At 72.7% G+C, this 24,175-nt stretch carries 22 protein-coding genes and 1 riboswitch; of the genes, 7 read left to right on the top strand and 15 right to left on the bottom strand.

The features are described 5' to 3' along the window. Nucleotides 1-85 precede the first annotated feature (85 nt). On the top strand, nucleotides 86-1,969 hold the full coding sequence (locus AB0I82_RS21025) for an AAA family ATPase (RefSeq protein WP_363258823.1): 1,884 nt from the start codon (nucleotides 86-88) through the stop codon (nucleotides 1,967-1,969). Between the two features lie 24 nt (nucleotides 1,970-1,993). On the opposite strand, the gene AB0I82_RS21020 is transcribed toward AB0I82_RS21025, so the two are convergent. The 10 genes from AB0I82_RS21020 to ribD form a co-directional block, all read right to left on the bottom strand. Continuing rightward, nucleotides 1,994-3,115, bottom strand: a complete 1,122-nt coding sequence (locus AB0I82_RS21020; protein ID WP_363258822.1) for a hemolysin family protein — start codon at nucleotides 3,113-3,115, stop codon at nucleotides 1,994-1,996. Beyond that, the gene (locus AB0I82_RS21015; protein WP_363258821.1) at nucleotides 3,112-4,467 is read right to left on the bottom strand and encodes a hemolysin family protein; all 1,356 of its coding nucleotides are present in this window, start codon (nucleotides 4,465-4,467) and stop codon (nucleotides 3,112-3,114) included. The genes AB0I82_RS21020 and AB0I82_RS21015 overlap by 4 nt, the downstream gene beginning before the upstream one ends. A 203-nt stretch (nucleotides 4,468-4,670) precedes the next feature. Further along, on the bottom strand, nucleotides 4,671-5,120 hold the full coding sequence (locus AB0I82_RS21010; protein ID WP_363258820.1) for a PH domain-containing protein: 450 nt from the start codon (nucleotides 5,118-5,120) through the stop codon (nucleotides 4,671-4,673). 76 nt (nucleotides 5,121-5,196) lie between these two features. Next, nucleotides 5,197-6,045: an ATP phosphoribosyltransferase gene (hisG, locus tag AB0I82_RS21005; RefSeq protein ID WP_363258819.1), complete on the bottom strand. Its 849-nt coding sequence runs from the start codon at nucleotides 6,043-6,045 to the stop codon at nucleotides 5,197-5,199. A gap of 53 nt (nucleotides 6,046-6,098) precedes the next feature. Continuing rightward, complete coding sequence (locus AB0I82_RS21000; RefSeq protein WP_030251465.1) at nucleotides 6,099-6,371, bottom strand: phosphoribosyl-ATP diphosphatase; 273 nt, start codon at nucleotides 6,369-6,371, stop codon at nucleotides 6,099-6,101. A gap of 34 nt (nucleotides 6,372-6,405) precedes the next feature. Next, nucleotides 6,406-6,891, bottom strand: coding sequence for a 6,7-dimethyl-8-ribityllumazine synthase (gene ribH, locus AB0I82_RS20995; RefSeq protein ID WP_363258818.1), 486 nt, complete (start codon nucleotides 6,889-6,891; stop codon nucleotides 6,406-6,408). Between the two features lie 47 nt (nucleotides 6,892-6,938). Continuing rightward, entirely contained in the window at nucleotides 6,939-8,231 is a 1,293-nt protein-coding gene (locus AB0I82_RS20990; RefSeq protein ID WP_363258816.1) for a bifunctional 3,4-dihydroxy-2-butanone-4-phosphate synthase/GTP cyclohydrolase II, read from the bottom strand. Beyond that, complete coding sequence (locus AB0I82_RS20985; RefSeq protein WP_363258815.1) at nucleotides 8,228-8,881, bottom strand: nicotinamide mononucleotide transporter family protein; 654 nt, start codon at nucleotides 8,879-8,881, stop codon at nucleotides 8,228-8,230. The genes AB0I82_RS20990 and AB0I82_RS20985 overlap by 4 nt, the downstream gene beginning before the upstream one ends. Further along, nucleotides 8,878-9,486, bottom strand: a complete 609-nt coding sequence (locus tag AB0I82_RS20980; protein WP_363258814.1) for a riboflavin synthase — start codon at nucleotides 9,484-9,486, stop codon at nucleotides 8,878-8,880. Before AB0I82_RS20980 ends, AB0I82_RS20985 begins: the two co-directional genes overlap by 4 nt. 1 nt (nucleotide 9,487) lies before the next feature. Further along, nucleotides 9,488-10,564: a bifunctional diaminohydroxyphosphoribosylaminopyrimidine deaminase/5-amino-6-(5-phosphoribosylamino)uracil reductase RibD gene (ribD, locus tag AB0I82_RS20975; RefSeq protein ID WP_363259078.1), complete on the bottom strand. Its 1,077-nt coding sequence runs from the start codon at nucleotides 10,562-10,564 to the stop codon at nucleotides 9,488-9,490. A 180-nt stretch (nucleotides 10,565-10,744) separates the two neighbouring features. Then, nucleotides 10,745-10,875: riboswitch (FMN riboswitch) on the bottom strand. A 200-nt stretch (nucleotides 10,876-11,075) separates the two neighbouring features. Between ribD and AB0I82_RS20970 the strand changes: the two genes are divergently transcribed. Beyond that, entirely contained in the window at nucleotides 11,076-11,888 is an 813-nt protein-coding gene (locus AB0I82_RS20970) for an NAD(P)H-binding protein (RefSeq protein ID WP_363258813.1), read from the top strand. 15 nt (nucleotides 11,889-11,903) lie between these two features. On the opposite strand, the gene AB0I82_RS20965 is transcribed toward AB0I82_RS20970, so the two are convergent. Next, nucleotides 11,904-12,698 (bottom strand): GAF and ANTAR domain-containing protein, encoded by a 795-nt coding sequence (locus AB0I82_RS20965; RefSeq protein WP_363258812.1) that lies wholly within the window; start codon nucleotides 12,696-12,698, stop codon nucleotides 11,904-11,906. A gap of 303 nt (nucleotides 12,699-13,001) precedes the next feature. On the opposite strand from AB0I82_RS20965, the gene AB0I82_RS20960 reads away from it, so the two are divergent. Together AB0I82_RS20960 and AB0I82_RS20955 are read left to right on the top strand one after the other, a co-directional pair. Next, a complete protein-coding gene (locus tag AB0I82_RS20960) occupies nucleotides 13,002-13,727 on the top strand; it encodes a response regulator transcription factor (protein WP_363258811.1) in 726 nt (241 codons plus the stop codon). Nucleotides 13,728-13,749: 22 nt separating this feature from the next. Continuing rightward, a complete protein-coding gene (locus AB0I82_RS20955) occupies nucleotides 13,750-15,489 on the top strand; it encodes an ATP-binding protein (RefSeq protein WP_363258809.1) in 1,740 nt (579 codons plus the stop codon). 1 nt (nucleotide 15,490) lies between these two features. On the opposite strand, the gene AB0I82_RS20950 is transcribed toward AB0I82_RS20955, so the two are convergent. Next, nucleotides 15,491-16,762 (bottom strand): ROK family transcriptional regulator, encoded by a 1,272-nt coding sequence (locus tag AB0I82_RS20950; protein ID WP_363258808.1) that lies wholly within the window; start codon nucleotides 16,760-16,762, stop codon nucleotides 15,491-15,493. 112 nt (nucleotides 16,763-16,874) lie between these two features. Between AB0I82_RS20950 and AB0I82_RS20945 the strand changes: the two genes are divergently transcribed. Continuing rightward, nucleotides 16,875-18,092 carry an MFS transporter gene (locus AB0I82_RS20945; protein ID WP_363258807.1) on the top strand — a complete coding sequence of 406 codons (1,218 nt, stop codon included), beginning with the start codon at nucleotides 16,875-16,877 and terminating at the stop codon, nucleotides 18,090-18,092. Between the two features lie 46 nt (nucleotides 18,093-18,138). On the opposite strand, the gene AB0I82_RS20940 is transcribed toward AB0I82_RS20945, so the two are convergent. Continuing rightward, nucleotides 18,139-18,615 (bottom strand): thioesterase family protein, encoded by a 477-nt coding sequence (locus AB0I82_RS20940; protein ID WP_363258806.1) that lies wholly within the window; start codon nucleotides 18,613-18,615, stop codon nucleotides 18,139-18,141. 241 nt (nucleotides 18,616-18,856) lie between these two features. Between AB0I82_RS20940 and AB0I82_RS20935 the strand changes: the two genes are divergently transcribed. Next, complete coding sequence (locus tag AB0I82_RS20935; RefSeq protein WP_363258805.1) at nucleotides 18,857-20,275, top strand: solute carrier family 23 protein; 1,419 nt, start codon at nucleotides 18,857-18,859, stop codon at nucleotides 20,273-20,275. A 207-nt stretch (nucleotides 20,276-20,482) separates the two neighbouring features. On the opposite strand, the gene AB0I82_RS20930 is transcribed toward AB0I82_RS20935, so the two are convergent. Continuing rightward, nucleotides 20,483-21,178 (bottom strand): DUF5995 family protein, encoded by a 696-nt coding sequence (locus AB0I82_RS20930; RefSeq protein WP_363259077.1) that lies wholly within the window; start codon nucleotides 21,176-21,178, stop codon nucleotides 20,483-20,485. A 195-nt stretch (nucleotides 21,179-21,373) separates the two neighbouring features. Here AB0I82_RS20930 and AB0I82_RS20925 point away from each other — a divergent pair, with 195 nt between their 5' ends. Next, nucleotides 21,374-22,303 (top strand): LLM class F420-dependent oxidoreductase, encoded by a 930-nt coding sequence (locus AB0I82_RS20925; RefSeq protein WP_363258804.1) that lies wholly within the window; start codon nucleotides 21,374-21,376, stop codon nucleotides 22,301-22,303. A gap of 94 nt (nucleotides 22,304-22,397) precedes the next feature. On the opposite strand, the gene AB0I82_RS20920 is transcribed toward AB0I82_RS20925, so the two are convergent. Continuing rightward, nucleotides 22,398-24,089: an NAD(P)/FAD-dependent oxidoreductase gene (locus AB0I82_RS20920; protein WP_363258803.1), complete on the bottom strand. Its 1,692-nt coding sequence runs from the start codon at nucleotides 24,087-24,089 to the stop codon at nucleotides 22,398-22,400. Nucleotides 24,090-24,175: the final 86 nt, after the last annotated feature.

Raw genomic sequence — 24,175 nt, 5'->3', positions numbered from 1 at the left:
CGTCCACAGCACGCTGCTTCGATCACGCTGCTGCCGGGTAGTCACCCGGCGGGGACGGCGCGGGGGATCATTTGTGGGGGACAGGATGGATTGTGGCGCGCAGGGCACGGCGGCCCCGGCCGAGCTGGCCTGGCTGCGCGCGGTCGACGCGTACACCATGGGCGCGTACGCGCAGGCCGAGGAGGAGTTCCGGGCCGCGGTGCGGATCGACCCCACGATGGCGGACGCCTGGCTCGGACTGCACGCGCTGCGCGCCGACACCACGACGGCGCTGCTGCGGATGTACCGGCACCGCGACCGCTTCGGCGAGCAGCGCGCCCGCCACCGCCGCACCCTGAACTCCTGGTACTGGCTGGGCTGGTGGGTGCAGCCGGTGCTGGAGTCCGGCCGCGACCTGCTGCTCGCGCACGCCTCGCACTGGCTCGACGGCCGGCACGTCGCCGAGCTGGACCAGGCGCTGGCCGGCTGCCCGCCGGTCGACACCGACCCGCAGGTCCGCTTCCTGCACGCCTGCCGCGCCTACCTGGTCAAGGACTGGGAGCAGCTCGTACGGCATACGGAGCCGCTGATCGACGATCCGCTGCTGGGTATCGAGTCGGGGCTGTTCGGCGGCATGGCGCGGGTCCGGCTGGAGATGTACGGGCAGGCCGAGCCGCTGCTGTCGGCCGCCCTGATGCGCTGCCGCAGCGAGCAGCCGCAGCGCAAGGAGCTGCGGTACTGGCTGGCGCGGGCGCACGAGGGCACGGGGCGCAGCGCCGCGGCGCTCCCCCTGTATCGCGCCGTTCACCGCGTGGATCCGGCCTTCATGGACACCGCGGCCCGGCTCGCGGCCATCGCCGAGTGCGACGGCCTGGAGGAGGGTGCGGATCTGGCCGCGGTGCCGGCCGGGCTCGGGCAGGAGAACGGCGCCGATCTGGACCCACTGGCGCCGCTGGACCCGGTGGACGGCCGGGAGTTGCTGGCCACGGCCGATCCGGAGGGGCCGGACGCGGACCTGCTCGGGTCGCCGTCCACCGGCGCGACGGGACCCGTCCGCGCCCCGCGCGTGCCGGAGCAGCGCGGCGCCGACCAGCTGCCGACCGGCCCCGCCGACCCCGTCCTGCTGGAGCAGGCGCTCCAGGAGCTGGAGCGGATGGTGGGGCTGGAGCCGGTGAAGCGGCAGGTCCGGGCGCTGTCGGCACAGCTGCGGATGGCGCGGCTGCGCGCGGGACAGGGCCTGCCCGTGCAGCCCCCGAAGCGGCACTTCGTCTTCTCGGGCCCCTCGGGGACGGGCAAGACGACCGTGGCGCGGATACTCGGCCGGGTCTTCTACGCGCTGGGGCTGCTGGGCGGCGACCATCTCGTGGAGGCCCAACGGGCCGATCTGGTGGGCGAGTTCCTCGGCCAGACGGCGGTGAAGGCGAACGAGCTGATCGACTCGGCGCTGGGCGGCGTGCTCTTCGTCGACGAGGCGTACTCCCTCTCCAACTCCGGCTACACCAAGGGCGACGCGTACGGCGACGAGGCGCTGCAGGTGCTGCTCAAGCGCGCGGAGGACAACCGGGACCGGCTGGTGGTGATCCTCGCCGGGTATCCGGAGGGCATGGACCGGCTGCTGGCGGCGAATCCGGGGCTCTCCTCGCGCTTCACCACCCGGGTGGACTTCCCCAGTTACCGGCCGCTGGAGCTGACGGCCATCGGCGAGGTGCTGGCCGCGGACAACGGCGACCGCTGGGACGAGGAGTCGCTGGACGAGCTGCGCAGCATCGCCGGGCACGTCGTGGACCAGGGCTGGATCGACGAGCTGGGCAACGGCCGCTTCCTGCGCACGCTGTACGAGAAGAGCTGCGCGTACCGAGACCTGCGGCTGTCGATGTGGTCGGGCTCGCCGGGGCGCGAGGATCTCTCGACGCTGCGGCTGCCGGATCTGATGCAGGCGTACGGCGAGGTGCTGTCGGGGCGGGGGCCGGCGCCGGACCTGGGGCCGTAAGGCCGCAGGCCCGGACACCGGCGGTCAGCCCGCCATCGCCCGCTCGCCCGGCTGTCCGCTTCCGGACTGGAGATCCCCGGCCCCGCGCGGCTCGGCGATGTGCGCCGGTGCGATCTCCCCGCGGTGGGCGGGATCGCGTACCTCTCCGACCAGCTTCTCCAGTACGTCCTCCAGCGCGACCAGGCCGAGCACCCGGCCCGCGCCGTCGGAGACCGCCGCGAGGTGCGAGGCGGCCCGGCGCATCGCGGTGAGCGCGTCGTCCAGCGGGAGTTCGGCGCGCAGCGTGGTCATCGGGTGCCAGATGTGCTGCGGCACCGCGCGGTCCCGCTCCTCCAGGTCCAGTACGTCCTTGACGTGCAGATAGCCCATGTAGGCACCGCCCGGCGCGGACACCGGGAAGCGCGAGAAGCCCGTCTTCACGGTCAGCTCCTCCACCTGCCGAGGCGTGACGGACGGGTCGACGGTGACCAGGGCCGCGTGGTCGATCAGTACATCGGTGACCGGGCGGCGGCCCAGCTCCAGCGCGTCGGAGAGGCGCTCCTGCTCCCCCGGGTCCAGCAGCCCGGCCTGCCCCGCGTCCGCCACGAGGTGGGTGAGCTGCTCGGTGGTGAACACCGCCTCGACCTCGTCCTTCGGCTCCACGCGGAAGAGCCGCAGGATGCCCCGGGAGCAGGCGCCCAGCAGGGCGGTGACCGGGCGGCACATCCGAGCGAAGACGACCAGACCCGGGCTGAACCACAGGGCGGTCTTCTCCGGCGCGGCCATCGCGAGGTTCTTCGGCACCATCTCGCCGATGACCAGGTGGAGGAAGACCACCAGGGCCAGGGCGATGGCGTAACCGAGGGGGTGGATCAGCGCCTCGGGGAGGTGTACGGCGTGGAAGAGGGGCTCCAGCAGCCGGGCCACGGTCGGCTCGGCGACCGCGCCCAGCGTCAGCGAGCAGACGGTGATGCCGAACTGCGCGGCGGCCATCATCTGCGGGAGGTTCTCCAGCCCGTACAGCACCCGCTTGGCCCGCTTGGAGCCCTCCGAGGCGAGCGGCTCGATCTGGCTGCGGCGTACGGAGACCAGCGCGAACTCCGCGCCGACGAAGAAGCCGTTGGCGAGCACGAGGAGGGCGGCGAAGAACAGCTGCAGCGCGCTCATCGGGCACCTGCCGTCTCGCCGGTGCCCGCGGGCACGGCGCTCAGTACCGGCCCGGTCCGTATCAGGCGCACCCGGTCGGCCCGGTGGTGGTCGACCAGGCGTACCCGCAGCCGCCAGCCGTCCAGTTCGGCGGTGTCCCCGGAGGCGGGGATCCGGCCGAGTACATGGGCGACCAGTCCGGCCACGGTCTCGTACGGGCCGTCCGGCGCGACCAGACCGATGCGGCGGAGCGTGTCGACGCGGCAGCCGCCGTCGGCGTCCCAGGCGGGGTGGCCGTCCTCGGCGGGCGCGAGCACCAGTTCCGGCAGGTCCACATGGTCGTGCTCGTCGCGGACCTCGCCGACCAGCTCCTCGATGATGTCCTCCAGGGTCACCACGCCGGCCGTGCCGCCGTACTCGTCGACGACCACGGCTATCGGCTGCTCGCTGCGCAGCCGCTCCAGCAGCGGCTGGACCGGCAGCGACTCCGGGACCAGCAGCGGCGCGACCGCTATCCGGCCGACGGCGGTACGCAGCCGCTCCTCCGCCGGGACGGCGAGCGCGTCCTTGAGGTGGACCATGCCCACGACCTCGTCGATCCGGGTGTGGTAGACGGGGAAGCGGGAGAGGCCCGTGGCGCGGGTGAGGTTCAGTACGTCCTCGGCGGTCGCGGAGGACTGCAGCGCGGAGACCCGTACCCGCGGGGTCATCACGTTCTCCGCGGTCAGCTCGCCGAGCGCGAGGGTGCGTACGAACAGGTCGGCGGTGTCCTGCTCGATGGCGCCGGCCTGCGCGGAGTGCCGGGCCAGCGAGACCAGTTCGCCGGGGGTGCGGGCGGAGGCCAGCTCGTCGGTGGGCTCGACGCCGAGGGACCGTACGAGACGGTTGGCCACGGTGTTGAGCAGCGCGATGACCGGGCGGAAGAAGCGCGAGAAGGCGTTCTGCGGGCCGGCGACGAAGCGCGCGACGGTGAGCGGCTTGGAGACCGCCCAGTTCTTCGGGACCAGCTCGCCGATCACCATCTGCACGGCGGAGGCCAGCAGCATGCCGATGACCACGGCGATGCCGGGCACCGCGCCGGCCGGCAGCCCGGTGGCCGCCAGCGGCCCGCCGAGCAGGTCGGCGAGGGCCGGCTCGGCGAGCATGCCGACCACCAGCGAGGTGATGGTGATGCCCAGTTGGGTGCCGGAGAGCTGGAAGGAGAGCTCGCGCAGCGCGGTGACGACCGTACGGGCGCGGCGGTCACCGGCCTCGGCGGCCCGCTCGGCGGCCGCCTTCTCCACGGTGACGAGGCCGAACTCCGCGGCCACGAAGAAGCCGTTCGCCAGGATCAGCACAAAGGCCGCGGCGAGCAGCAGCAGGGGGACTGTCATGCCGCCACCTCCGTGGTGCGGGGAGGGGCGGCGCAGGTACTACAGGACGATCCGTCCATTGCTGGAAGGAGTCACTCCTCGGGTCGCAGGGTCCCCGCGAAGGGGGCGGGGCACGGCACGGCCCCGGGCTACAGAGTAATCAGGCCGGGCGCGGCGAGGGGAGAGCCGACGGACGTGCGGTACGCCGCACGGGCGGCTCGGTTTCAGCCCTCGCCCGCGCCCGTACCGTGTGCCTCGGCCAGCGCCCGCAGCGTACGGGCGTCCTGGACGGCCTGTTCCTTGGCGATGCCGGGCTGGATGCCCATGGCGGGCAGGCTGGTGCCGTCGGCGAGGTCGAGGTGGACCCAGGAGTCGCCGACGCGGAGGTTCACCCGCAGGACTTCGGCCCAGGCCAGCTCGCGCTTGGTCGTGAGGTTGACGACGGTGACGCCGTGCCCGGTGGCGACGACCTTGGGCCGCGCGAGCAGCAGCAGGACGGCCAGGACGAGCAGCCCGGTGAACACGAAGCTGATCCGCTCGCCGCCGCTGAGGGCGGGCAGCAGGAACGCGACGACCGTGAGGGCCACCAGCTGGGCGATGCCGACGGCGTACAGGACGGCACGGGTGCGGGCGGGCCGGAAGGTCACCGGGAGGTCGGGCAGAGGCGCGGACACGTCGTCGTCTTCCGTGGCGGGGATGGCTGGACGGGCCGTACGTACGCCTTGCGGGTACGTACGGCCCGGTGGGCGATCAGAGGCGGCAGGCGTGGATGCCGGTCGTCAGGATCGCGCGGGCACCGAGGTCGTAGAGCTCGTCCATGATGCGCTGGGCGTCCTTGGAGGGGACCATCGAGCGGACCGCGACCCAGCCTTCGTGGTGCAGCGGGGAGACGGTCGGCGACTCCAGGCCCGGGGTGAGCGCGACGGCCTTCTCGACGTGCTCGACGCGGATGTCGTAGTCCATCATCACGTACCGGCGGGCCACCAGGACGCCCTGCATGCGGCGGAGGAACTGCTGCACCTTCGGGTCGTCGGCGGGCGCGCCCTTGCGGCGGATGACGACCGCCTCGGACTGCAGGATCGGCTCGCTGATGATCTCCAGACCGGCGTTGCGCAGCGTCGTACCGGTCTCGACCACATCCGCGATGACCTCGGCGACGCCCAGCTGGATGGCGGTCTCCACCGCGCCGTCCAGGTGCACGACCGACGCGTCCACGCCGTTGTCGGCGAGGTGCTGCTTGACCAGGCCGGAGAAGGAGGTCGCGACGGTCATGCCGCCGAACTCCTTGACGTCCTTGGCCGTGCCCGGGCGGGTGGCGTAGCGGAACGTCGAGCCGGCGAAGCCGAGCTGCATGATCTCCTCGGCGTCCGAGCCGGAGTCCAGCAGCAGGTCACGGCCGGTGATGCCGATGTCGAGCTTGCCGGAGCCGACGTAGACCGCGATGTCGCGGGGGCGCAGGAAGAAGAACTCGACCTCGTTCTCGGCGTCGACCAGGACCAGCTCCCTGCGGTCCTTGCGCTGGCGGTAGCCGGCCTCATGGAGCATCGCCGACGCAGGCTCGGACAGTGAACCCTTGTTGGGGACGGCGATGCGCAGCATGAGAGAGATTTCCTTTGCGGGAGGAGAAAAGGTGAGCGGAGAAGTGATGCGGATCAGAGGTGGGCGTAGACGTCGTCAAGGCTGATGCCCTTGGCGACCATCATCACCTGAAGGTGGTAGAGGAGCTGGGAGATCTCCTCGGCGGCGGCGTCGTGGGATTCGTACTCCGCGGCCATCCACACCTCGGCGGCCTCTTCGACGACCTTCTTGCCGATCGCATGGACGCCGGACTGGACAAGCTCGGCGGTGCGGGAGGTGGCGGGGTCGCCGGTGGCGGCCTTCTGCTGGAGCTCGGCGAAGAGCTCCTCGAACGTCTTCTTGGACATGGTGATACCCACCCTAGCGGTCGCCCGCCCCGGCTCAGCGCCAGGGTTCGGATACTGAACGGAGCGTGGCGGCCGTGGCGACGGCGGCGGTGACCGCCTCGTGGCCCTTGTCCTCCTTGGAGCCCTCCAGGCCCGCGCGGTCCAGCGCCTGCTGCTCGTCGTCACAGGTCAGCACGCCGAAGCCGATGGGGACGCCGGTCTCGATGGAGACCTGGGTCAGGCCCTGGGTGACGCCCTGGCAGACGTAGTCGAAGTGCGGGGTGCCGCCGCGGATGACCACGCCGAGCGCGACCACCGCGTCGTACCCGCGGCCCGCGAGCACCTTGGCGACGACCGGGAGCTCGAAGCTGCCCGGGACGCGCAGCAGGGTCGGCTCGTCGATGCCCAGCTCGGTCAGCGCGCGCAGCGCGCCGTTCACCAGGCCGTCCATGACCTGGGTGTGCCACTGGGCAGCGATGACGGCCACCCGGAGGTCGCCACAGTTCTTCACGGACAGTTCGGGTGCGCCCTTGCCGCTCACGTTGCTCCTCGTGCTGATGGTGCGTGTTGGTGGTGTACGTAGGTGTCTTACTGGGTGTTGCAGGCCGAGGCGCGGTCCGCCGGGTCCAGCCACGGCAGGTCGTGCCCCATGCGGTCGCGCTTGGTACGCAGGTACCGCAGGTTGTGCTCGCCGGCCTGGACCGGCATCGGCTCCCGGCCGTTGACGTGCAGGCCGTGCTCGACCAGGGCCGCGGTCTTCTCGGGGTTGTTGGTCAGCAGGCGCAGCGAGCGCACGCCGAGCTCGTTGAGGATCTGCGCGCCGGCCGCGTAGTCCCGGGCGTCGGCGGGCAGGCCCAGCTCCAGGTTGGCGTCCAGGGTGTCCCGGCCGCGCTCCTGCAGCTCGTAGGCGCGCAGCTTGGACAGCAGTCCGATGCCGCGTCCCTCGTGGCCGCGCAGGTAGATCACCACGCCGCGGCCCGCCTCGCTGATCCGGCGCAGCGACTCCTGGAGCTGCGGTCCGCAGTCGCAGCGCAGCGAGTGGAAGATGTCGCCGGTCAGGCACTCGGAGTGGACCCGGACCAGGACGTCCTCGCCGTCGCCGAGGTCGCCCGCGACCAGCGCGATGTGCTCGACGCCGTCCACGGTGGAGCGGTAGCCGTGCGCGGTGAACTCGCCGAAGGCGGTGGGCAGCCGGGTGGTGGCCTCGCGGCGGACGGTGGGCTCGGAGCTGCGGCGGTAGGCGATCAGGTCCTCGATGGAGATGATCGCGAGGCCGTGCTTGCGGGCGAACGGGATCAGCTCCGGCAGCCGCAGCATGGTGCCGTCCTCGCCCGCGATCTCCACGATCGCTGCGGCGGGCCGCAGCCCGGCGAGCCGGGCGAGGTCCACGCCTGCCTCGGTGTGGCCGTTGCGGGTCAGGACGCCGCCGGGCTTGGCGCGCAGCGGGAAGATGTGTCCGGGCCGTACGAAGTCGCCGGGGGTGGACTCGCCGGAGGCGAGCAGGCGCAGCGTGGTGGCGCGGTCGGCGGCGGAGATGCCGGTGGACACGCCGTGTTCCGCGGTGGCGTCCACGGAGACGGTGAAGGCCGTCTGCATCGACTCGGTGTTGTTCTGGACCATCTGCGGGAGTTCGAGCCGGTCCAGCTCCGGGCCCTCCATGGGCGCGCAGATCAGGCCGCGGCACTCGCTCATCATGAAGGCGACGATCTCGGGAGTGGCCTTCTCGGCGGCGAGGACGAGGTCGCCCTCGTTCTCCCGGCTCTCGTCGTCGACGACCACGACGGGGCGGCCGGCCGCGATGTCGGCGATGGCCCGCTCGACGGGGTCGAGCGTGAGGTCGGCCGCGTCGGGACCGTCGTACCAGTTCTGCTGTGCGGTCATGCCGCCGCTCCTTCCAGGACGGGCTGCGTACTCGTACGGGAGCGCAGCCACCAGTCGCGCAGGCCCCACAGGACGAGACCGAAGTAGACGACGTAGACCAGGCCCGAGAAGGCCAGGCCGCTGCTGAAGGCCAGCGGGACGCCGACCACGTCGACCAGCAGCCAGCCGAACCAGAACTCCACCAGGCCGCGGGCCTGGGCCACCATCGCGGCGAGCGTGCCGACGAAGATGTAGGCGTCCGGCCAGGGGTTCCAGGACAGCTGCGGTACTTGGGTGAAGAGGAAGCCGACGGCGAGGGTGCCGACGGCGGTGCCCGCGATCAGGGTGCCGCGCTCGCGCCAGGAGGCGAAGCGGACGGCGATCGTGCCGTCCTGCGCCTGCTGCCGGCCGCGCTGCCACTGCCGCCAGCCCCACAGGGCGACGCCGATGACCAGCAGCTGCTTGCCGACGCCGCCGGCGAGGTGCGCGGAGGCGTACGCGGCGACGAGGATGACGCCGGAGAGGAACTGCGCGGGCCAGGTCCATATGGACCGCCGCCAGCCGAGCGCCAGGGCTATCAGGCCGACGGTGTTGCCGATCATGTCGGACCAGATGACGTGCTGGCCGAAGGCGGTGAAGGCCTCGCTGTTCAACCAGCTCATCCCGGTCATCGCGCGACCCCCGCACCGTCGTGGCCGAGCAGCCGCTCGACGTACTTGGCGAGGACGTCGACCTCCAGGTTCACCGGCTCGCCGACCTGCTTGATGCCGAGCGTGGTGAGGTCCAGGGTGGTCGGGATGAGGCTGATGGTGAAGTAGTCGTCCCCGGCCTCGACGACGGTGAGGCTCACCCCGTCGACGGTGATCGAGCCCTTCTCGACGACGTACCGGGCCATGCCGTCCGGGAGCGCGATCTTCACGATCTCCCAGTGCTCACCGGGAATGCGCTCCGCGATCGTGCCCGTACCGTCCACATGTCCCTGCACGAGGTGGCCGCCGAGCCGCCCGCCGAGCGCCATCGGGCGTTCCAGGTTGACCCGGGAGCCCTTCTCCAGCGCGCCGAGGCTGGACCGCTTCAGCGTCTCGGCCATCACATCGGCGGTGAATTCACCGTTCTCGGTCTCCACGACGGTCAGGCAGACCCCATTGACGGCGATCGAGTCGCCGTGCTTGGCGTCCTCGGTGACTACCGGCCCGCGCAGCGTGAAGCGGGAGGCGTCGGCGAGCGTCTCGACGGCGACGACCTCACCCAGTTCTTCGACGATTCCGGTGAACACTTCAGTTCTCCTCGTGGAGGGCGGGGGTGGCGGTGATGCGCAGGTCGGGGCCGAGCCGTTCGGTGTCGGTCACGTCGAGGCGCAACGCCCGGGCGATGGTGGTGATTCCGGCGTCGCCCAGCGCGGCCGGGCCGGCGCCGAGCAGCGTGGGGGCGAGATAGCCGACGACCTTGTCGACGGCGCGGGCGGCGACGAAGGACCCGGCGAGGGTCGGGCCGCCTTCCAGCAGCACGGAGCGGACGCCGCGCTCGTACAGCGCGCCGAGCAGGGCCGGTACGTCCAGGCCCGGGCCGTCCGCGGCGCGCGGCAGCCGGACGATCGGCGCGAGTTCTTCGAGGTGGGTCGCGTCGGCGTCCTCGGCGACCGCGATCAGGGTCGGTGCCGTGCCGTCCAGCACCCGGGCGCCGGGCTTCACGGACGTGGCGGAGGAGTCGACGACGACCCGCAGCGGCTGGGTGACCTCGGTGTCCGGCAGCCGCGCGCCGAGCTGCGGGTCGTCCGCGCGAGCGGTGCCGGAACCGACGATCACGGCGTCGGCCAGGGCGCGCAGCCGGTGCACATCGGCGCGGGACTGCGGCGAGCTGATCCACCGGCTGGTGCCGTCGGCGGCCGCGATCCGGCCGTCCAGCGTGGCCGCGTACTTCCACAGCACGAAGGGGCGGCGGCGCAGTACGGAGGTCAGCCAGGCTTCATTCCCGGCGGCGGCCTCGTCGGCCAGCACCCCGCCCTCGACGTCGACGCCGGCCGCGCGGAGCGTGACGGCGCCGCCGGTCGCGGTGGGGTTCGGGTCCGGTACGGCGTAGACGACGCGGGCGATGCCGGCGTCGATGAGGGCCTGGGCGCAGGGGCCGGTACGGCCGGTGTGGTTGCAGGGCTCCAGGGTGACCAGCGCGGTACCGCCACGGGCCCGCTCACCTGCCGCTTCGAGCGCGTGGACCTCTGCGTGGGGGCCGCCGGCCCGCTGGTGCCAGCCCTCCCCGACCAGCTGTCCGGACGCGTCGAGGACGACGCAGCCGACGGCGGGATTGGGGCTGGTGTGCCCGAGGCCGCGGGCGGCGAGCTCGATGGCTCGGCGCATCGCCGTGGTCTCAGCGGGGGCTGTCGCGGCCACCGGGTCCTCCTGCCTCTTCAGGCACGGACTCCGGGGCTGTCGCGAGCGACAGAAGCGGTACGGAACAACACGATCACCGGGCCGGACAGAGGATCCCGCCCATCTGGACGGGACCGCCGACGGCGGTGCACTGATGCTGCTCGCCCGCCGCGCACTGCCTCCCATCCGGACTTTAACCGTCGGTGCAGGAATTTCACCTGCTCAACCGGCCGCTGGCTGCGGACGGGTCGCGGACTGTAACCGCCGGTTCGGACTTTCACCGACCCCGGAGTGCGCTGCGTGTGTCAGTACCCCTCCAGTCTGCCACGTCTGATCGTCGGCCATGCGGGCGCGTGGCTGTGGGCTGACTCACACCGGGTGGCGGGACGGGTACGCCCGGTCGACCGGAGTTCCCCGGCCGTTCCTGGGGAGTTCTTACGGATGACAGACCGCGCCCGGCGCGGTCGAATGACAGGACAGTCTCCGGGAGGAGCGGGCGATGACGACGTTTCTGGTGACCGGCGGCACGGGGACCCTCGGGCGCGTGGTGGTGGACCGGCTGCTTGCCGACGGGCACACCGTGCGGGTGCTCAGCCGCCGACCGCACACCCGCACGGAAAACCCGCGGCTGCATTCGTACGCCGTCGATCTGCGCAACGGCGTCGGGCTCGCCGACGCGGTGTCCGGCGTGGAGGTGATCGTGCACTGCGCCTCGACGCCGACCGGTGGCGACCTGGATTCGGCGGGCCAATTGGTGGACGCGGCGCGGACGGCGGGCGTACGCCATCTCGTCTATATCTCCATCGTCGGCGTGGACCGCGTGCCCCTGGGCTACTACCGCACCAAGTGCGAGGTCGAGCGGCTGCTGGCGGAGTCGGACGTGCCGTGGACCGTGCTGCGCACGACGCAGTTCCACGATCTGGTGCTGCGGCTGGTGAAGGCCGGCGCGCGGTCGCCGGTACTGCCGTTCCCGGCGGGCGTACGGGTCCAGCCCGTCGACGTCCGTGAGGTGGGCGCGCGGCTGGTGGAGCTGGCGTACGGCGAACCCGCCGGGCACGTCCCGGACATGGGCGGCCCGGAGATCCTCACCGCCAAGGAACTGGTCGACCGCACCCTGCACGCGGGCGAGCGCCGCCGCCTCACGCTGCCGCTGCGGCTGCCCGGCCCCACGTTCCGGGCCCTGCGGGCGGGCGGCAACCTCGCCCCGGACCAGGCGACCGGCAAGCTCCGCTACACGGACTTCCTGGCGGAACGGGGTGGCCGGGTCGCGGGGGTACGGGTGGTACGGAGCGGCGACACCGCAGGCGGCTGAGGGCCGCCCGCCCGGTCACCGCCCCTGTCCGTTCGGTCTCGGCGGGGGCGGGGGCCAGGGACCGGCGGGGTCGTCGATGAGGAGACCGGCGAGGTCGTGCAGGCGCATTTGTTGCGCGCGGGCGTGGGTGCGCAGCACCCCGAAGGCCGCGTTCGGGGAGAGGACGAGACGGGCGGCGAGGATGCCCTTGGCCTGTTCGATCGGGATGCGGGACCAGAGAGCCTGTTGCAGCTGTTCGGCCCTCAACTGGTAGTCGGTGAGCGTCCGTTGGAGCAGCAGTCCGGCGGCGGCGGCCCGGGCCAGGGACCGGGCACGCTCCTGGTGCCGCGGCGACAGCGGCCCCGTGGTGCGGCGGTAGAGGTGGACGACCCCGAGCGCACGGTCGTCGTCGCACAGCGGCTCGGCCCACATGGCCCGGTAGCCGGCGGCCGCGGCGCGCAGCGCGAGGCCGGGCCAGCGGGGACGGCCGACGGCGAAGTCCGGGACGTTGTGCGGGCGGCCGGTGCGCAGGGCTTCCATGCACGGGCCCTGCGCGCTCTCGATTTCGTACGCCTCCATGGGGCGGAGCACCTCGTGGGAGGTGGCGGCCACTTCGACGGCTGCGCGCTCGGCGGCGGGGCCGGCCTTCATGGCGGGGGCGACGAGCATGACGCCGGCGGAGTCGACGGGCAGCAGGTCGAGGCAGTGCCCGACCAGGCACCGGGTGAGGGTGGCGGTGGTGGTGTCGGCGCGCACCTGGACCAGGTTCAGCAGGGCCCGGGCGAAGGCCGGCTCCTGCTCGCCGTGTGCGGGGTCGGTGGGGTCAGGCATCGAGGTTCCTGGGGATCGGTGTGCGGAACGGGGGGGGCGGCGGCCCGGCACAGCGAGCAGGACCGGAGCAGGTGACCCGTCCGCATCGATGCCCATTCGTCGTGACCGCCTTTCCTGTCCGTGAGATGCTGCCGGGGACAGGTCTTCAGGGACCGGTGTTCCAGTAATAGCGCGGCCGGCTGGCCGACATCTCCACGCCGGATCACCACCGTCTCAACACTGTCGATCCTCGTGGAGTCCGCCGTGCCGTCTCCCTCCGGGCCCCCTCTGGACCGCCGCGCAGCCGCCGCGGCGGGAGACCGCGTGCCGCCCGCAAACCGGCCGGTGGTCGCGCTCATCGAGGACGAGCCCGATCTCCTGGCGATGTCCCGGGCGTATCTGGAACGCGAGGGCTTCACCGTGCTGAGCGCGCCCGACGCCCGGTCGGGACGGACCGTGCTGCGCGGCGCACCGGTCGATCTGGTGGTACTGGACCTGGGGCTGCCGGACGGCAACGGTTTGGACCTCTTGCGCGGGGTGCGCGAGGACGGGGGCCCGCCGGTGATCATCGTGACCGGGCGCGGCGACGAGTTCGACCGGGTGCTCGGGCTGGAGCTGGGCGCCGACGACTACGTGGTCAAACCGTTCTCCCAACGGGAACTGGCCGCCCGCATACGGGCCGTACTGCGCCGGGCGGCGCCCCGGCAGGACCGGCCGGGCGACGAAAGACCCCCGGTCCTCCGGCTGGGCGACCTGGTCGTGGACACCGGCGCCCGCCAAGTACGCACGATGGGCGGCCCGATCGCCTTCACGCCGCGCGAGTACGCGTTACTGGAGTTCCTCGCGGCGACCCCGGGCCAAACCTTCTCCCCCGGCCAGCTGTTGGGCAGGCTGTGGGACGGAGCGGACTGGCAGGCCCCGGCCACCGTCACGGAACACGTCTACCGGGTGCGGCGCAAGCTGCTGGCCGCCGGTGTGGGGGCGCCGCGGATCACGACGGTGCGCGGTTTCGGCTACCGGCTGGACGTGCCGGCCGATCCGGACGCATGACGACCGCACGAGGTGACATGCCATGGCCGCAGACCCGCACCAAGAGGAAGGCGCCGCCCGCCGCACGGCGCCCGGCCTCGACTTCCGGGCGCTGTTCGACGCGACACCGGCGCCCTACCTGATCCTCGACCCCGAGCTGCGCATCGTCGAGGTCAACGGGGCGTATCTGGCCGCCACCCTCACCGAGCGCCGCGCCATCCTCGGCCGCCCGATCTTCGAGGTGTTCCCCGACAACCCGGCCGACCCGGCAGCGGACGGCGTCCGGAATCTGGCCCGCTCCCTGCGCACCGTGCTCGCCACCGGGCGGCGCGACACCATGGCCATGCAGCGCTACGACATTCCGGCCGGCACGGACGGTGCCTTCGTGGAGCGGTACTGGTGTCCGGTCAACACCCCCGTCCTGGACGGCACCGGCGCGATCACCCACATCATCCACCGGGTCGAGGACGTCACCGAGTTCGTACGCCTGCACAGTGCGGGGCAACGCCAGCAGCGGGTCGCCGCCGAGCAGCAGCAGCGCGCCGAACGGATGGCGGGCGAACTCATCGCCCGCAGCCGCGAGGTGCAGGCGGCCAACCAGCGGCTGACGCAGGCCAACGAGGCGCTGACGGCGGCCGGAGCGGCGCTGCGCGAGCAGCAGGAGGCCAAGGACCGCTTCATCGCCACCCTCTCGCACGAACTGCGCAACCCCCTGGCCGCCCTGCAGGCCGCCGGTGAACTGCTCGCCCTGGACAGTCCGGCCGGGCACCCCGCGCTGGCCGTCCTGCAACGGCAGATCACGCACATGGTGCGGATGACCGACGATCTGCTGGATGCGACCAGGGCACTGGCCGGCCGGCTGCAACTGGTCCGCGAACGGCTCGACCTGCGCGACGTGGTCACCACCGCCGCCGAGGACATCCGGCCCGAATACGCCCGGACGCGGCGCACGTTGCTGGTGACCGTGCCCGCTGAACCGGTGCCCGTCGAGGGGGACCGCGTCCGGCTCGCGCAGCTGACCGCCAACCTGCTCGGCAACGGCTGCAAGTACACCCGGCCGGACGGCACGGTGGCACTCGTACTGGAGACGGAGGCCGGCCACGCTCTCCTGACAGTGCGCGACGACGGCATCGGATTCGCCCCGGCCACCGCCGACGCCCTCTTCGAAGCCTTCGTCCGGGCCGCGCCGGCCGCCGACACCACGACCGGCGGGCTCGGGCTCGGCCTGCCCATCGTCCGCGGCGTCGCCGAACTGCACGGCGGCACCGTGCGGGCCGACAGCGGCGGCCCGGGCAGCGGCGCGTGCTTCCGGGTCCGCCTCCCGCTGGCCTCCCCCGCGCCACCGCCCGCCCGCGGATCCGGCGAGCCGGACGCGGCAGCCCACCGTCCGCCGCTGCGCGTCCTGGTGATCGAGGACAACGCCGACCTGGCCACCGCCTACCGCACCCTGCTGGCGCGGCGCGGCGACCGTGTGACGGTGTGTCACACCGGCGGGGCCGGCCTCGCCGCCGCCCGCGCCGCCCCCTTCGACCTGGTACTGAGCGATCTGGCACTCCCCGACATGCACGGCCACGACCTCGCCCGCCGACTGCGCGCGGCACTCCCGGCCGACCGGACCCGGCTGGTCGCCGTCTCCGGTTTCAGCCAGGAGGCCGACCGCGAACGGTCGGCCCGCGCCGGGTTCGACGCCCACCTGGCCAAGCCGCTGACCCTCACGGCCCTCGACCGGCTGCTGGCCCGGTGGGCCGCCGACGCGTCGCCGTGGCCGCAGGGCCGGTGCTGAATCAGTACCGCGCGCCGTCCGGTCCGAAGAGGTCGTCCTGGGCCGCGTCCTTGGCGGCGAGTACGGCGCCGCGGAGCACCGCGCCGCCGCCCACCGTGCCGGCGCGCACCTCGGTGTGCAGTGGTGACATCCCGGCCGTCCGGGCGGCCACTCTGCTGGCGAGCGCCGCGCCGCCCGCCCGGCCGATCTCGCCGCCGAGCACCACGCAGCCGGGGTCGAGCACGGCGGCCACGGCGGCCACGCCCACCGCGATCCGCTCCGCCAGGGCGTCGAGGAAGGCAGCGCCGACCGGTCCGGCGGCCACGGCCGCGCGGACGACGTGTTCGGCGGGCGGGGCATCCGCGTCCGTACGGGGGCCGGCGTCGGGATCGGTGTCGAGGTCCCCTTCGGTGTGCGCGGAGGCGAAGCCGTACTCCCTCGCCAGTTCCACGATCGCGGGCGAGGCGGCGAGGGCGTGGAAGCCGCCGTCGCAGCCCGCGGCGGTGGGCAGCGACGGCGCCCCCGGCACGGGCAGGAAGCCGATCTCGCCCGTGCCGCCGGAAGCGCCCCGGCGGAGCCTGCCGTCCAGGAACACCGCGGCGCCCACCCCGTGGCCCAGCCAGAGCAGTACGAAGGTGTCGCGGTCCCGGGCCGCGCCGTCCCGGCATTCGGCGATGGCCGCGAGGTTGACCTCGTTCTCCAGGAGCAGCGGCGCTCCGAGGCGGTCGCGCAGCCCGGCGACCAGCGCGCCGTGCCAGGAGGGCAACGTTCCGGTGCCGGTCAGCCGCCCGGTGGCGGGGTCGACGAGGCCGGGGGCGCCGACCGCGACGGTGTGCGGGCGTACCCCGCCGGCGCGCGCCAGCGCCCGGTCCAGCGCGGCGTACGCCCCGGCCACCGCGTCCTCCGGGGCCGCGCCCTCAGCGACCGGCACGGACTCCTGCGCGCGGACGGCGCCGAGCAGGTCGGCGACGGCGACGGTGACGCCGTGCGTGCGCACGTCGATGCCGGCGAGGTGGGCGCGGTCGGCGACGATGCCGTAGAGCCGGGCGTTGGGGCCGCGGCGGTCGGCGCCCGCCTCGCCGACGACCGCGATCAGCCCGGCGGCCCGCAGCCGGTCGACCAGATCGGCCACCGTGGGCCGGGACAGCCCGGTCCGCTCCCTGAGCTGATAGGCCGTCAGCGGGCCGTCGGCTTCAAGAAGTTGAAGGGCAATGCGGTCGTTGATGGCCCGCGCGGTGCGCGGCGACGCGATACGGGACGCCGTACGGCCGGTCCGCGCGGAGGTGTCAGGCATGGCGGAATCCTTCCAGAGCGCCCACCCCACAAATAACCCGAGCACCCGCCCCGCAAATAACCGGAGAAATAATCGGAGATTAATAGGCAGGGTCCCTGCTAGTTTGGCGGCCATGCCCGCCAACGGTGGTTCCGTCCCGTCCGCGCTCCCCCGCCAACTGCGCCGCGCCCGCTGGTCGGTGGCGCTGGTCTTCCTCGTACACGGCTCGGTGACCGGCAACTTCGCCACCCGCGTCCCCTGGATCCAGGAGCACACCGGCGTCAGCGCCGGGCAGCTCGGGCTCGCGCTCGCGTTCCCGGCGATCGGCGCGTCCCTGGCGATGCCGCTGGCCGGCCGGATCAGCCACCGCTTCGGCGCCCGTACGGCGCTGCGCGGCCTGCTCGCCCTGTGGACGCTCGCCCTGACCCTGCCCGCCCTCGCCCCCAACCTGTACGCGCTCTGCGGCGCGCTGCTGGTCTACGGCGCCACGGCCGGGATGTCGGACGTCGCCATGAACGCGCTCGGCGTGGAGATCGAGAACCGGCTGGACAAACCGATCATGTCGGGGCTGCACGGCATGTGGAGCGTGGGCGCGCTGCTGGGCTCGGCGGCCGGTACGGTCGCGGCGCACGCCGCCATCGACGCCCGCGTCCACCTCGCGCTCGCCGCGGGCGTGCTGACCGTACTGGGCGCGGTCTTCTGCCAGGGCGTACTGGATCTGCGCAGCACCCCGGACGAGCATCCGCCGCCGCGGTTCGCGCTGCCGCCGAAGTCCGCGCTGGTCATCGGCGCGGTCGGGTTCTGCGCGGTGTTCGCCGAGGGCGCGAGCCTGGACTGGTCGGCGGTGTACCTGCGGGACGTGCTGGGTACGTCGGCGGGGCTCGCGGCCGGCTCGACGACCGCGTTCGCCTGCACGATGGCGGCGGCCCGGCTGGCGGGCGACCACGTGGTGGCCCGCTTCGGGGCGGTTCGCACAGTACGGGCGAGCGGCGTACTGGCCACGGCGGGCGGACTGCTGATCGTCACGGCACAGCACCCGGCCATGGCGGTGGCGGGTTTCGCACTGATCGGGCTGGGCATCGCGGTGGTCGTACCGCTGGCCTTCGCGGCGGCGGGCCGCAGCGGCCCGGCGCCGAGCCAGGCCATCGCGGGCGTCGCGACGATCACGTACACCTCGGGCCTCATCGCCCCCTCCGCGATCGGCTCGATCGCCCAGGCCACCTCGCTGACCGGCTCGTTCGTGCTGGTCACGGTGCTGGCGCTGGGGCTGATAGCGGGCGCGGGCGTGCTCCGCGTACCGGAGCGCCGGGCGTCGGTCAGCTCGGCCACGTTCGATCTGAAGGGGTCGTGATGCGGGGCTGAAGTCGCGACCCGGCCCCGTCGGCGGTGGCCGGCGCTCAGCTCGCGTCCGGCAGCGCCTCCGGGCGGGCGAGCTTGCGGGCGATCGCGCGGGCCTCGTCGGTCCAGGGCGTGGGCCGCAGGGTCGCGGCGTCCACGCGAACCAGGATGCGGTGGCCCTGCGCGTACGTGGTGGCGCCGTCCGCCGAGCAGACCCGGAAGCCGTAGGTGAGGCTGGTCCGGCCCAGCTTCTCGACCCACAGGTGCGCGGCGTAGGTGCCGGGGCGGGTGATCGGCGCCTCGTAGGAGACGCGCATCTCCTTGATGACGTTGGCCATGTCGCCCGCGGTCGCCCAGTCGCCCGTGTAACCGAAGCCGTGGCCGTGCCAGTACTCGCCCCAGGCGCGCTCGACGAGCAGCGGGAAGCGCGAGTTGTGGAGCATCCCGAGCGCGTCGAGGTCGTCGAAGTGGACCGTCACGGGGACCAGCTCCCCGAAGGGCAGGGTCTCGGCGGTATACGGGGCGGGGGCGCTCACGGTCGTACTCCTGGTGGTGCGGTGCGGGCAAGTATGTATAGCGGCGGTGCAGATGTGTTCAAAAGTTGAACCATCCCATCGTAAGCATGTGCTTAGACTGCTGCCGCGCCGGGCCGAGTGACCGAGGCCATACGCTGCCCATCCACCCGTAGCCGGAGGAAGCGGACCCGGCCCCCACTAACATTGGCCGGTCGCCGCCGGTCGGTGACCTGATGATCACTTGACGAGAACGGGAGCATTCATGGGCCTCGGCGTGCGCTGGACCCTCCACGGAGACGGACGGACCCCGGCGCCGGGAGCCGTGGTTCGGCCCGATGAGCGGCTGAGCTGGCCGCGTACCGCGGGCCTCGGCGCGCAGCACGTGGTCGCGATGTTCGGGGCGAGTTTCGTGGCGCCGGTCCTCATGGGCCTGGACCCGAACCTCGCGATCATGATGTCCGGCGTCGCGACGATGATCTTCCTGCTGGCGACCCGCGGCCGGGTGCCCTCCTACTTGGGCTGCAGCCTCTCCTTCGTGGGCGTCGCGGCGGTCATCCGGGCCCAGGGCGGTACGAGTGCCACGGTGACCGGCGCGGTCCTCGTGGTCGGCGCGGCGCTCTTCGCCATCGGGCTCGCCGTGCAGAAGTTCGGCGCGCGGATCATCCACGCGGCGATGCCGCCGGTCGTCACCGGCGCCGTCGTCATGCTGATCGGCTTCAACCTCGCGCCGGTGACCGCGAGCACGTACTGGCCGCAGGACCAGTGGGTGGCGCTGCTGACCATGCTCTTCACCGGGCTGGCCGTGGTCTGTCTGCGCGGCTTCTGGTCGCGCATCGCGATCTTCCTGGGGCTGGTCTTCGGGTACCTCATCTCCTGGGTCTTCGACCTCGTCTTCGGGATGATCCACTCGCAGAACGCCGCCGGGAAGGTCACCGACCACTGGCGGCTGGACTTCTCGGCCGTCTCCCAGGCCGACTGGGTGGGCCTGCCGTCCTTCCACGGACCCAGCTTCCAGTGGTCCGCGATCCTGGTCGCGCTGCCGGTGGTGATCGCGCTGGTCGCGGAGAACGCCGGACACGTCAAGGCGGTCGGCGAGATGACCGGCGACCCGCTGGACGACAAGCTCGGCACCGCGATCTCCGCGGACGGCGCCGCCTCGGTACTCTCCACCGCGCTCGGCGGCCCGCCCAACACCACGTACTCCGAGAACATCGGCGTCATGGCGGCCACCCGCGTCTACTCGACCGCCGCCTACTGGGCCGCCGCCTGCTTCGCCCTCCTCTTCGGCCTGTGCCCGAAGTTCGGCGCGGTCGTCGCCGCGATCCCCGGCGGCGTCCTCGGCGGCATCACGGTCATCCTGTACGGCATGATCGGCCTGCTCGGCGCGCAGATCTGGGTCCACAACAAGGTGGACCTGCGGAACCCGCTGAACCTCGTCCCCGTGGCCGCGGGCGTCATCATCGGCGTCGGCGGCGTCAGCCTGAAGATCTCCGACAACTTCGAACTGGGCGGCATCGCCCTGGGCACGATCGTCGTCCTCTCCGGCTACCACGTACTGCGCGCACTGGCCCCGGCCCACCTGAAGACACAGGAACCGCTGCTGGACGAGGGGACTTCGGCTTACGACGAGGAGTCGGACGGAAAGTCGGGCGAGGGGAAGGGCGGGGGCGCGGCTTCGTAGCGCGTGCTGCCGGCTGGCGGGGTTGGCCGGCTGGGGGTTTGCCGGCGGCGCGGCGCACATACAGGCGCGCACCCCGGAGGCCCCCACCGGGGGGTTACCCCAGCGGGCAGGCGGCGAACCGGCCGCCGGCCGGGCAGCCCCTCGGCCGCACAGCCCGTCGGCCGCACAGCCCCTCGGCCGCGCAGTGGCATCAGCCCCGCAATGGCGTTAGCCCCGCAACGGCGTCAGCAGCATCTGGCCGACCAGGCCGACGCCCGCGTCCAGGCGTTGGGCGAACTCCTCCGCCACGTCCGGCAGTCCGCGTACGCTCCACAGGACCCGGGCCGCCGCCCACGCGCCGTCCCGGGCCGCCTCCAGGCTCCACGAGCCGGCCAGGTGGGTCAGCGGGTCGGCGATGTCCAGCAGGTCGGGGCCCGGCATCAGCCGCTCGCGCACCCGCTCCTCCAGGCCGGTCAGCACCCGCCCCACCCGGTCGAAGTCCGCCTCCAGCGCGGCCGGTTCGCACTCCAGGGCCCGGCAGGTGTCCACGAGGGCGAGCGCCAGATCGTGCCCGATGTGCGCGTTGATCCCGGCGAGCGCGAACTGCAGCGGCTTGACGCCGGGGTGGCAGCGGAGCTGGAACAGCGGGCGCCAGCAGGCCGGCGGCCGCAGCCCGGCCGTGCCGGCGTCCACCGCGCTCAAGTACCGCAGCGCGAACCGCACGTCCAGCTCGGCGGCCGCGGCCGCGTCCCGGAAGCCGCCCGCGCCGATCTGCCGCGCGACCTCCTCGGTGACCTGCAAGTACACCCGGTTGAACACCGCGACGCCGTCGCGCGGGGGCAGCTCCGCGTCCAGCGCGCGCATCCGCGTCACGATCTTCGCCACGCCTGCCGTCGCGTCTGCTGTCGCACCCGTCGGCTGCATCGTCGTCATGCGGTCAGGGTGGCAGGGCCGGGGGCCGGGCAGGTACGGCGCGGCGACGCGTGACCGGATCGGGCTAACGATCAGCGCGCGCCGGGGACGCGCGCCATTGCGCCCCCTGCGGCCGGAACTCCCGTGGCACCGGCGGGCGTTGATCGCTTGTACACCGCCGGCGAACGGATCCGAAGGAGCACAGACATGGCTGTCCGACTCGGGCTGGGCCTTCCGCAGATGCGGCAGTACGACCTCGGGCGCGACGTGCCGGACGTGGCGCGCGCCGCCGAGCAGACCGGTTACGAAAGCCTCTGGGTCTTCGAGCGTGTGCTCTTCCCCGAGCCCGCGACCCAGGGGTTGTACGGCATACCGGGCCTCCCCTGGCCCGATCAGTACCGCTCGGTGGCCGACCCGCTGGTGACGCTGACGCTGGCCGCCGGGGTGACGGAGCGGGCGCGGCTGGGCACGAGCGTGCTGGTCGCTCCGCTGCACGTGCCCTTCCAGCTCGCCCGCAGCCTCTCCTCGCTGGACGCGGCCAGTGGGGGCCGGGTGATCGCCGGCCTCGGCACGGGCTGGTCCCTGGACGAGTACGCGGCGGCCGCGGTGGCCCCGTTCGAGCGGCGCGGCAAGGTCCTGGACGAGCTACTGGACGTGTGCCGGGCCGTGTGGGGCCCGGATCCGGTGGCGTACGAGGGCGAGCTGACCACGATCGCGCCGTCCGAGGTCGGCCCCAAGCCGGCCCGGCCGATCCCGGTGCTGCTGCCCGCCACCGGCCCGCGGGCGCTGCGCCGCCTGGTGGACCGCGCGGACGGCTGGATGCCGGTGGGCATGGGCGCGGAAAAGCTGGCCGAGCAGTGGCGGCAGATACAGGACCTGGCCGGTGAGCGCGGCCGCACGGCCCCGTTCCAGAACGTCCTGCGGGTGAACGCGCAGCACACGTCCAAGCCGTACGAGGGCCAGGACCGCGCCCCCTTCCAGGGCAGCGTCGCGCAGATCGTCGAGGACCTCGCGGCGCACGCCGAGGTGGGGTTGGAGGAGATCCTGCTCGACCTGCAGGGCCGGACCCGGGACGCGGAGGAGCTGAAGGACCTGGCGGCGGAGGTGTACGAAGCGGCGCGCGCGGCCGGGATATGACGGCCGCGGTGGGGGAGCCCGCCGCAGCTCCCCCACCGGCGAGCCGCGGCTCCCCCGGCCGCCGCGGCTCCCCGGCCCGATGCCGCCGCTCCGGTCAGTCCTCCGGCAGTTCCACCGGGGCGATCTCGTCGTACAGGTCGCCCGGGCCCGGGTTGGTGGCGTCCGTGCCGCCGCCGAAGTGGTGCATCACGCCCCACACGGCGTTCAGCGCGGTCTGCACGGCGCCCTCGGCCCAGCCGGCGGTCCAGGAAATGTCGTCACCGGCGAGGAAGAGGCCACGCTTGTCCTCGGGAAGGAGGTCCTGCATGAAGTGCGTGAACAGCCGGCGCTGGTAGCGGTAGTGCCCCGGCAGGTTGGCCTTGAACGCGCCCATGAAGTACGGCTCGTTCTCCCAGGACACGGTCACGGGGTTGCCGATGATGTGCTTGCGGATGTCGACCTTCGGATAGATCTCCGAGAGCGACTTCAGCATGACCTCCATGCGCTCGTTGGCGTCCAGCGGCAGCCACTTCAGGCTGTCGTCGCACCAGGTGTAGGAGAGGCAGATGACGGCGGGCTCGTCGGGCCCGTTGTCGAGGAGGTAGGTGCCACGGGTCATCCGGTCCGTCAGCGTCATCGACATGACGTCCCGGCCGGTGTCCTCGTCCTTGTCCAGCCAGAACGGCCGGTCGACCGGCACGAAGAGCTTGGAGGACTCCATGTAGTGGGTACGCTCCATCGCCGTCCAGTGGTCGATGGGGAACAGCGCGTCGTCGCACTCGATCTTTGACAACAGCATCCAGGACTGCGCGGTGAAGACGGCCGCCTGGTAGGTACGGATGTCGCCGGAGGCGTCGGTGACGGTGATCCGGTTGCCGGCGGTGCGGTTCAGCCGGGTCACGGCCGGGCGCGGCGCGCCGTCGTGCAGCGCGGAGAGGGACGTGCCCCGGTCCCAGTGCACGATCTTCTCCGGCTCGCGCTCCCAGAGGCGCAGCGGGAGCTGCTGGCTGCCGCCGACGATGCCGCGGTGGTGGTCGTCCGCCTCGGTGTAGACGACGCGGAGGATCTCCAGGATGGAGTTGGGGAAGTCGGTGTCCCAGCCGCCGGTGCCGAAGCCGACCTGCCCGAAGATCTCCCGGTGCCGGAAGGACTTGAAGGCGCTGGAGTCGCAGAGGAAGCCGTAGAAGGTCTGGTTGTCGAGCTTCTCGACGAGCTTGGCCCAGATCTCCCGGATGCGCGGGACATCGCGCTCGCGGAGGGCCTGGTTCATGTCGGAGAAGTCGGCGCCCTCCTCCAGGCAGGCGTTCCACGCCTCGGCCACCTGGCGGTAGACGTCGGGCAGGTCGTCGACGGTCTCGGCGTAGTGCGACTCGCCCTTGAGGTCGACAACGGTGGAGGGCGTCTCGGGCGCGAGCGGGTTCGGGAACGGCTTGGTCGTAAGGCCCACCAGGTCGATGTAGTGCTGCAGCGCCGTGGAGGACGGCGGGAAGCGCATGGCGCCCATCTCGGCGGTGAGCGAGGAGTCGCAGCCCTCGAAGCCGACCGTGCGCAGCCGGCCGCCGATCCGGTCCGCCTCGTAGACGACGGGCTTGAGGCCCATCTTCATCAGCTCGTAGGCGGTAATGATGCCGGAGAGGCCGCCGCCGATGACCGCGACCTCGGTGCCGTGCTCGGTCGCGGGTATCTGGCCCAGGCCCGCCGGGTGGGCGAGGAAGTCGTCGTACGCGAAGGGGAAGTCCGGTCCGAACATGGTGATCGGCGGCTGCGCGTCGGTGTGCTGGACGGCGGTGGGCACCGTGGACGTCATGGGGGCGAGACTCCTTGCGAAGCAGTACAAAACGAGGGGAAAGCGGGCAGGCGGGACCGGGCCGGGCGCGGTCGGGGCGCGCGGCC

Origin of the sequence: Streptomyces sp. NPDC050315 (assembly GCF_040655775.1) — a bacterium.
Taxonomy (GTDB): Bacteria; Actinomycetota; Actinomycetes; order Streptomycetales; family Streptomycetaceae; genus Streptomyces.
Note: the sequence above shows the minus strand (reverse complement) of the source record. Positions and strands in the feature narration are given on the sequence as shown.

What these genes read in the sequence shown, in the direction of transcription:
- AB0I82_RS21015 (WP_363258821.1), bottom strand. Translation starts at nt 4,467, where the DNA reads ATGACAGTCCCCCTGCTGCTGCTCGCCGCGGCCTTTGTGCTGATCCTG.
- ribD (WP_363259078.1), bottom strand. Translation starts at nt 10,564, where the DNA reads ATGCGCCGAGCCATCGAGCTCGCCGCCCGCGGCCTCGGGCACACCAGC.
- AB0I82_RS20935 (WP_363258805.1), top strand. Translation starts at nt 18,857, where the DNA reads ATGGGCCTCGGCGTGCGCTGGACCCTCCACGGAGACGGACGGACCCCG.
- AB0I82_RS21025 (WP_363258823.1), top strand. Translation starts at nt 86, where the DNA reads ATGGATTGTGGCGCGCAGGGCACGGCGGCCCCGGCCGAGCTGGCCTGG.
- AB0I82_RS20920 (WP_363258803.1), bottom strand. Translation starts at nt 24,089, where the DNA reads ATGACGTCCACGGTGCCCACCGCCGTCCAGCACACCGACGCGCAGCCG.
- AB0I82_RS20945 (WP_363258807.1), top strand. Translation starts at nt 16,875, where the DNA reads ATGCCCGCCAACGGTGGTTCCGTCCCGTCCGCGCTCCCCCGCCAACTG.
- AB0I82_RS21020 (WP_363258822.1), bottom strand. Translation starts at nt 3,115, where the DNA reads ATGAGCGCGCTGCAGCTGTTCTTCGCCGCCCTCCTCGTGCTCGCCAAC.
- AB0I82_RS20965 (WP_363258812.1), bottom strand. Translation starts at nt 12,698, where the DNA reads ATGCCTGACCCCACCGACCCCGCACACGGCGAGCAGGAGCCGGCCTTC.
- AB0I82_RS20955 (WP_363258809.1), top strand. Translation starts at nt 13,750, where the DNA reads ATGGCCGCAGACCCGCACCAAGAGGAAGGCGCCGCCCGCCGCACGGCG.
- AB0I82_RS20925 (WP_363258804.1), top strand. Translation starts at nt 21,374, where the DNA reads ATGGCTGTCCGACTCGGGCTGGGCCTTCCGCAGATGCGGCAGTACGAC.
- AB0I82_RS20970 (WP_363258813.1), top strand. Translation starts at nt 11,076, where the DNA reads ATGACGACGTTTCTGGTGACCGGCGGCACGGGGACCCTCGGGCGCGTG.
- AB0I82_RS20950 (WP_363258808.1), bottom strand. Translation starts at nt 16,762, where the DNA reads ATGCCTGACACCTCCGCGCGGACCGGCCGTACGGCGTCCCGTATCGCG.
- AB0I82_RS20990 (WP_363258816.1), bottom strand. Translation starts at nt 8,231, where the DNA reads ATGACCGCACAGCAGAACTGGTACGACGGTCCCGACGCGGCCGACCTC.
- AB0I82_RS20930 (WP_363259077.1), bottom strand. Translation starts at nt 21,178, where the DNA reads ATGCAGCCGACGGGTGCGACAGCAGACGCGACGGCAGGCGTGGCGAAG.
- hisG (WP_363258819.1), bottom strand. Translation starts at nt 6,045, where the DNA reads ATGCTGCGCATCGCCGTCCCCAACAAGGGTTCACTGTCCGAGCCTGCG.
- AB0I82_RS21000 (WP_030251465.1), bottom strand. Translation starts at nt 6,371, where the DNA reads ATGTCCAAGAAGACGTTCGAGGAGCTCTTCGCCGAGCTCCAGCAGAAG.
- AB0I82_RS20985 (WP_363258815.1), bottom strand. Translation starts at nt 8,881, where the DNA reads ATGACCGGGATGAGCTGGTTGAACAGCGAGGCCTTCACCGCCTTCGGC.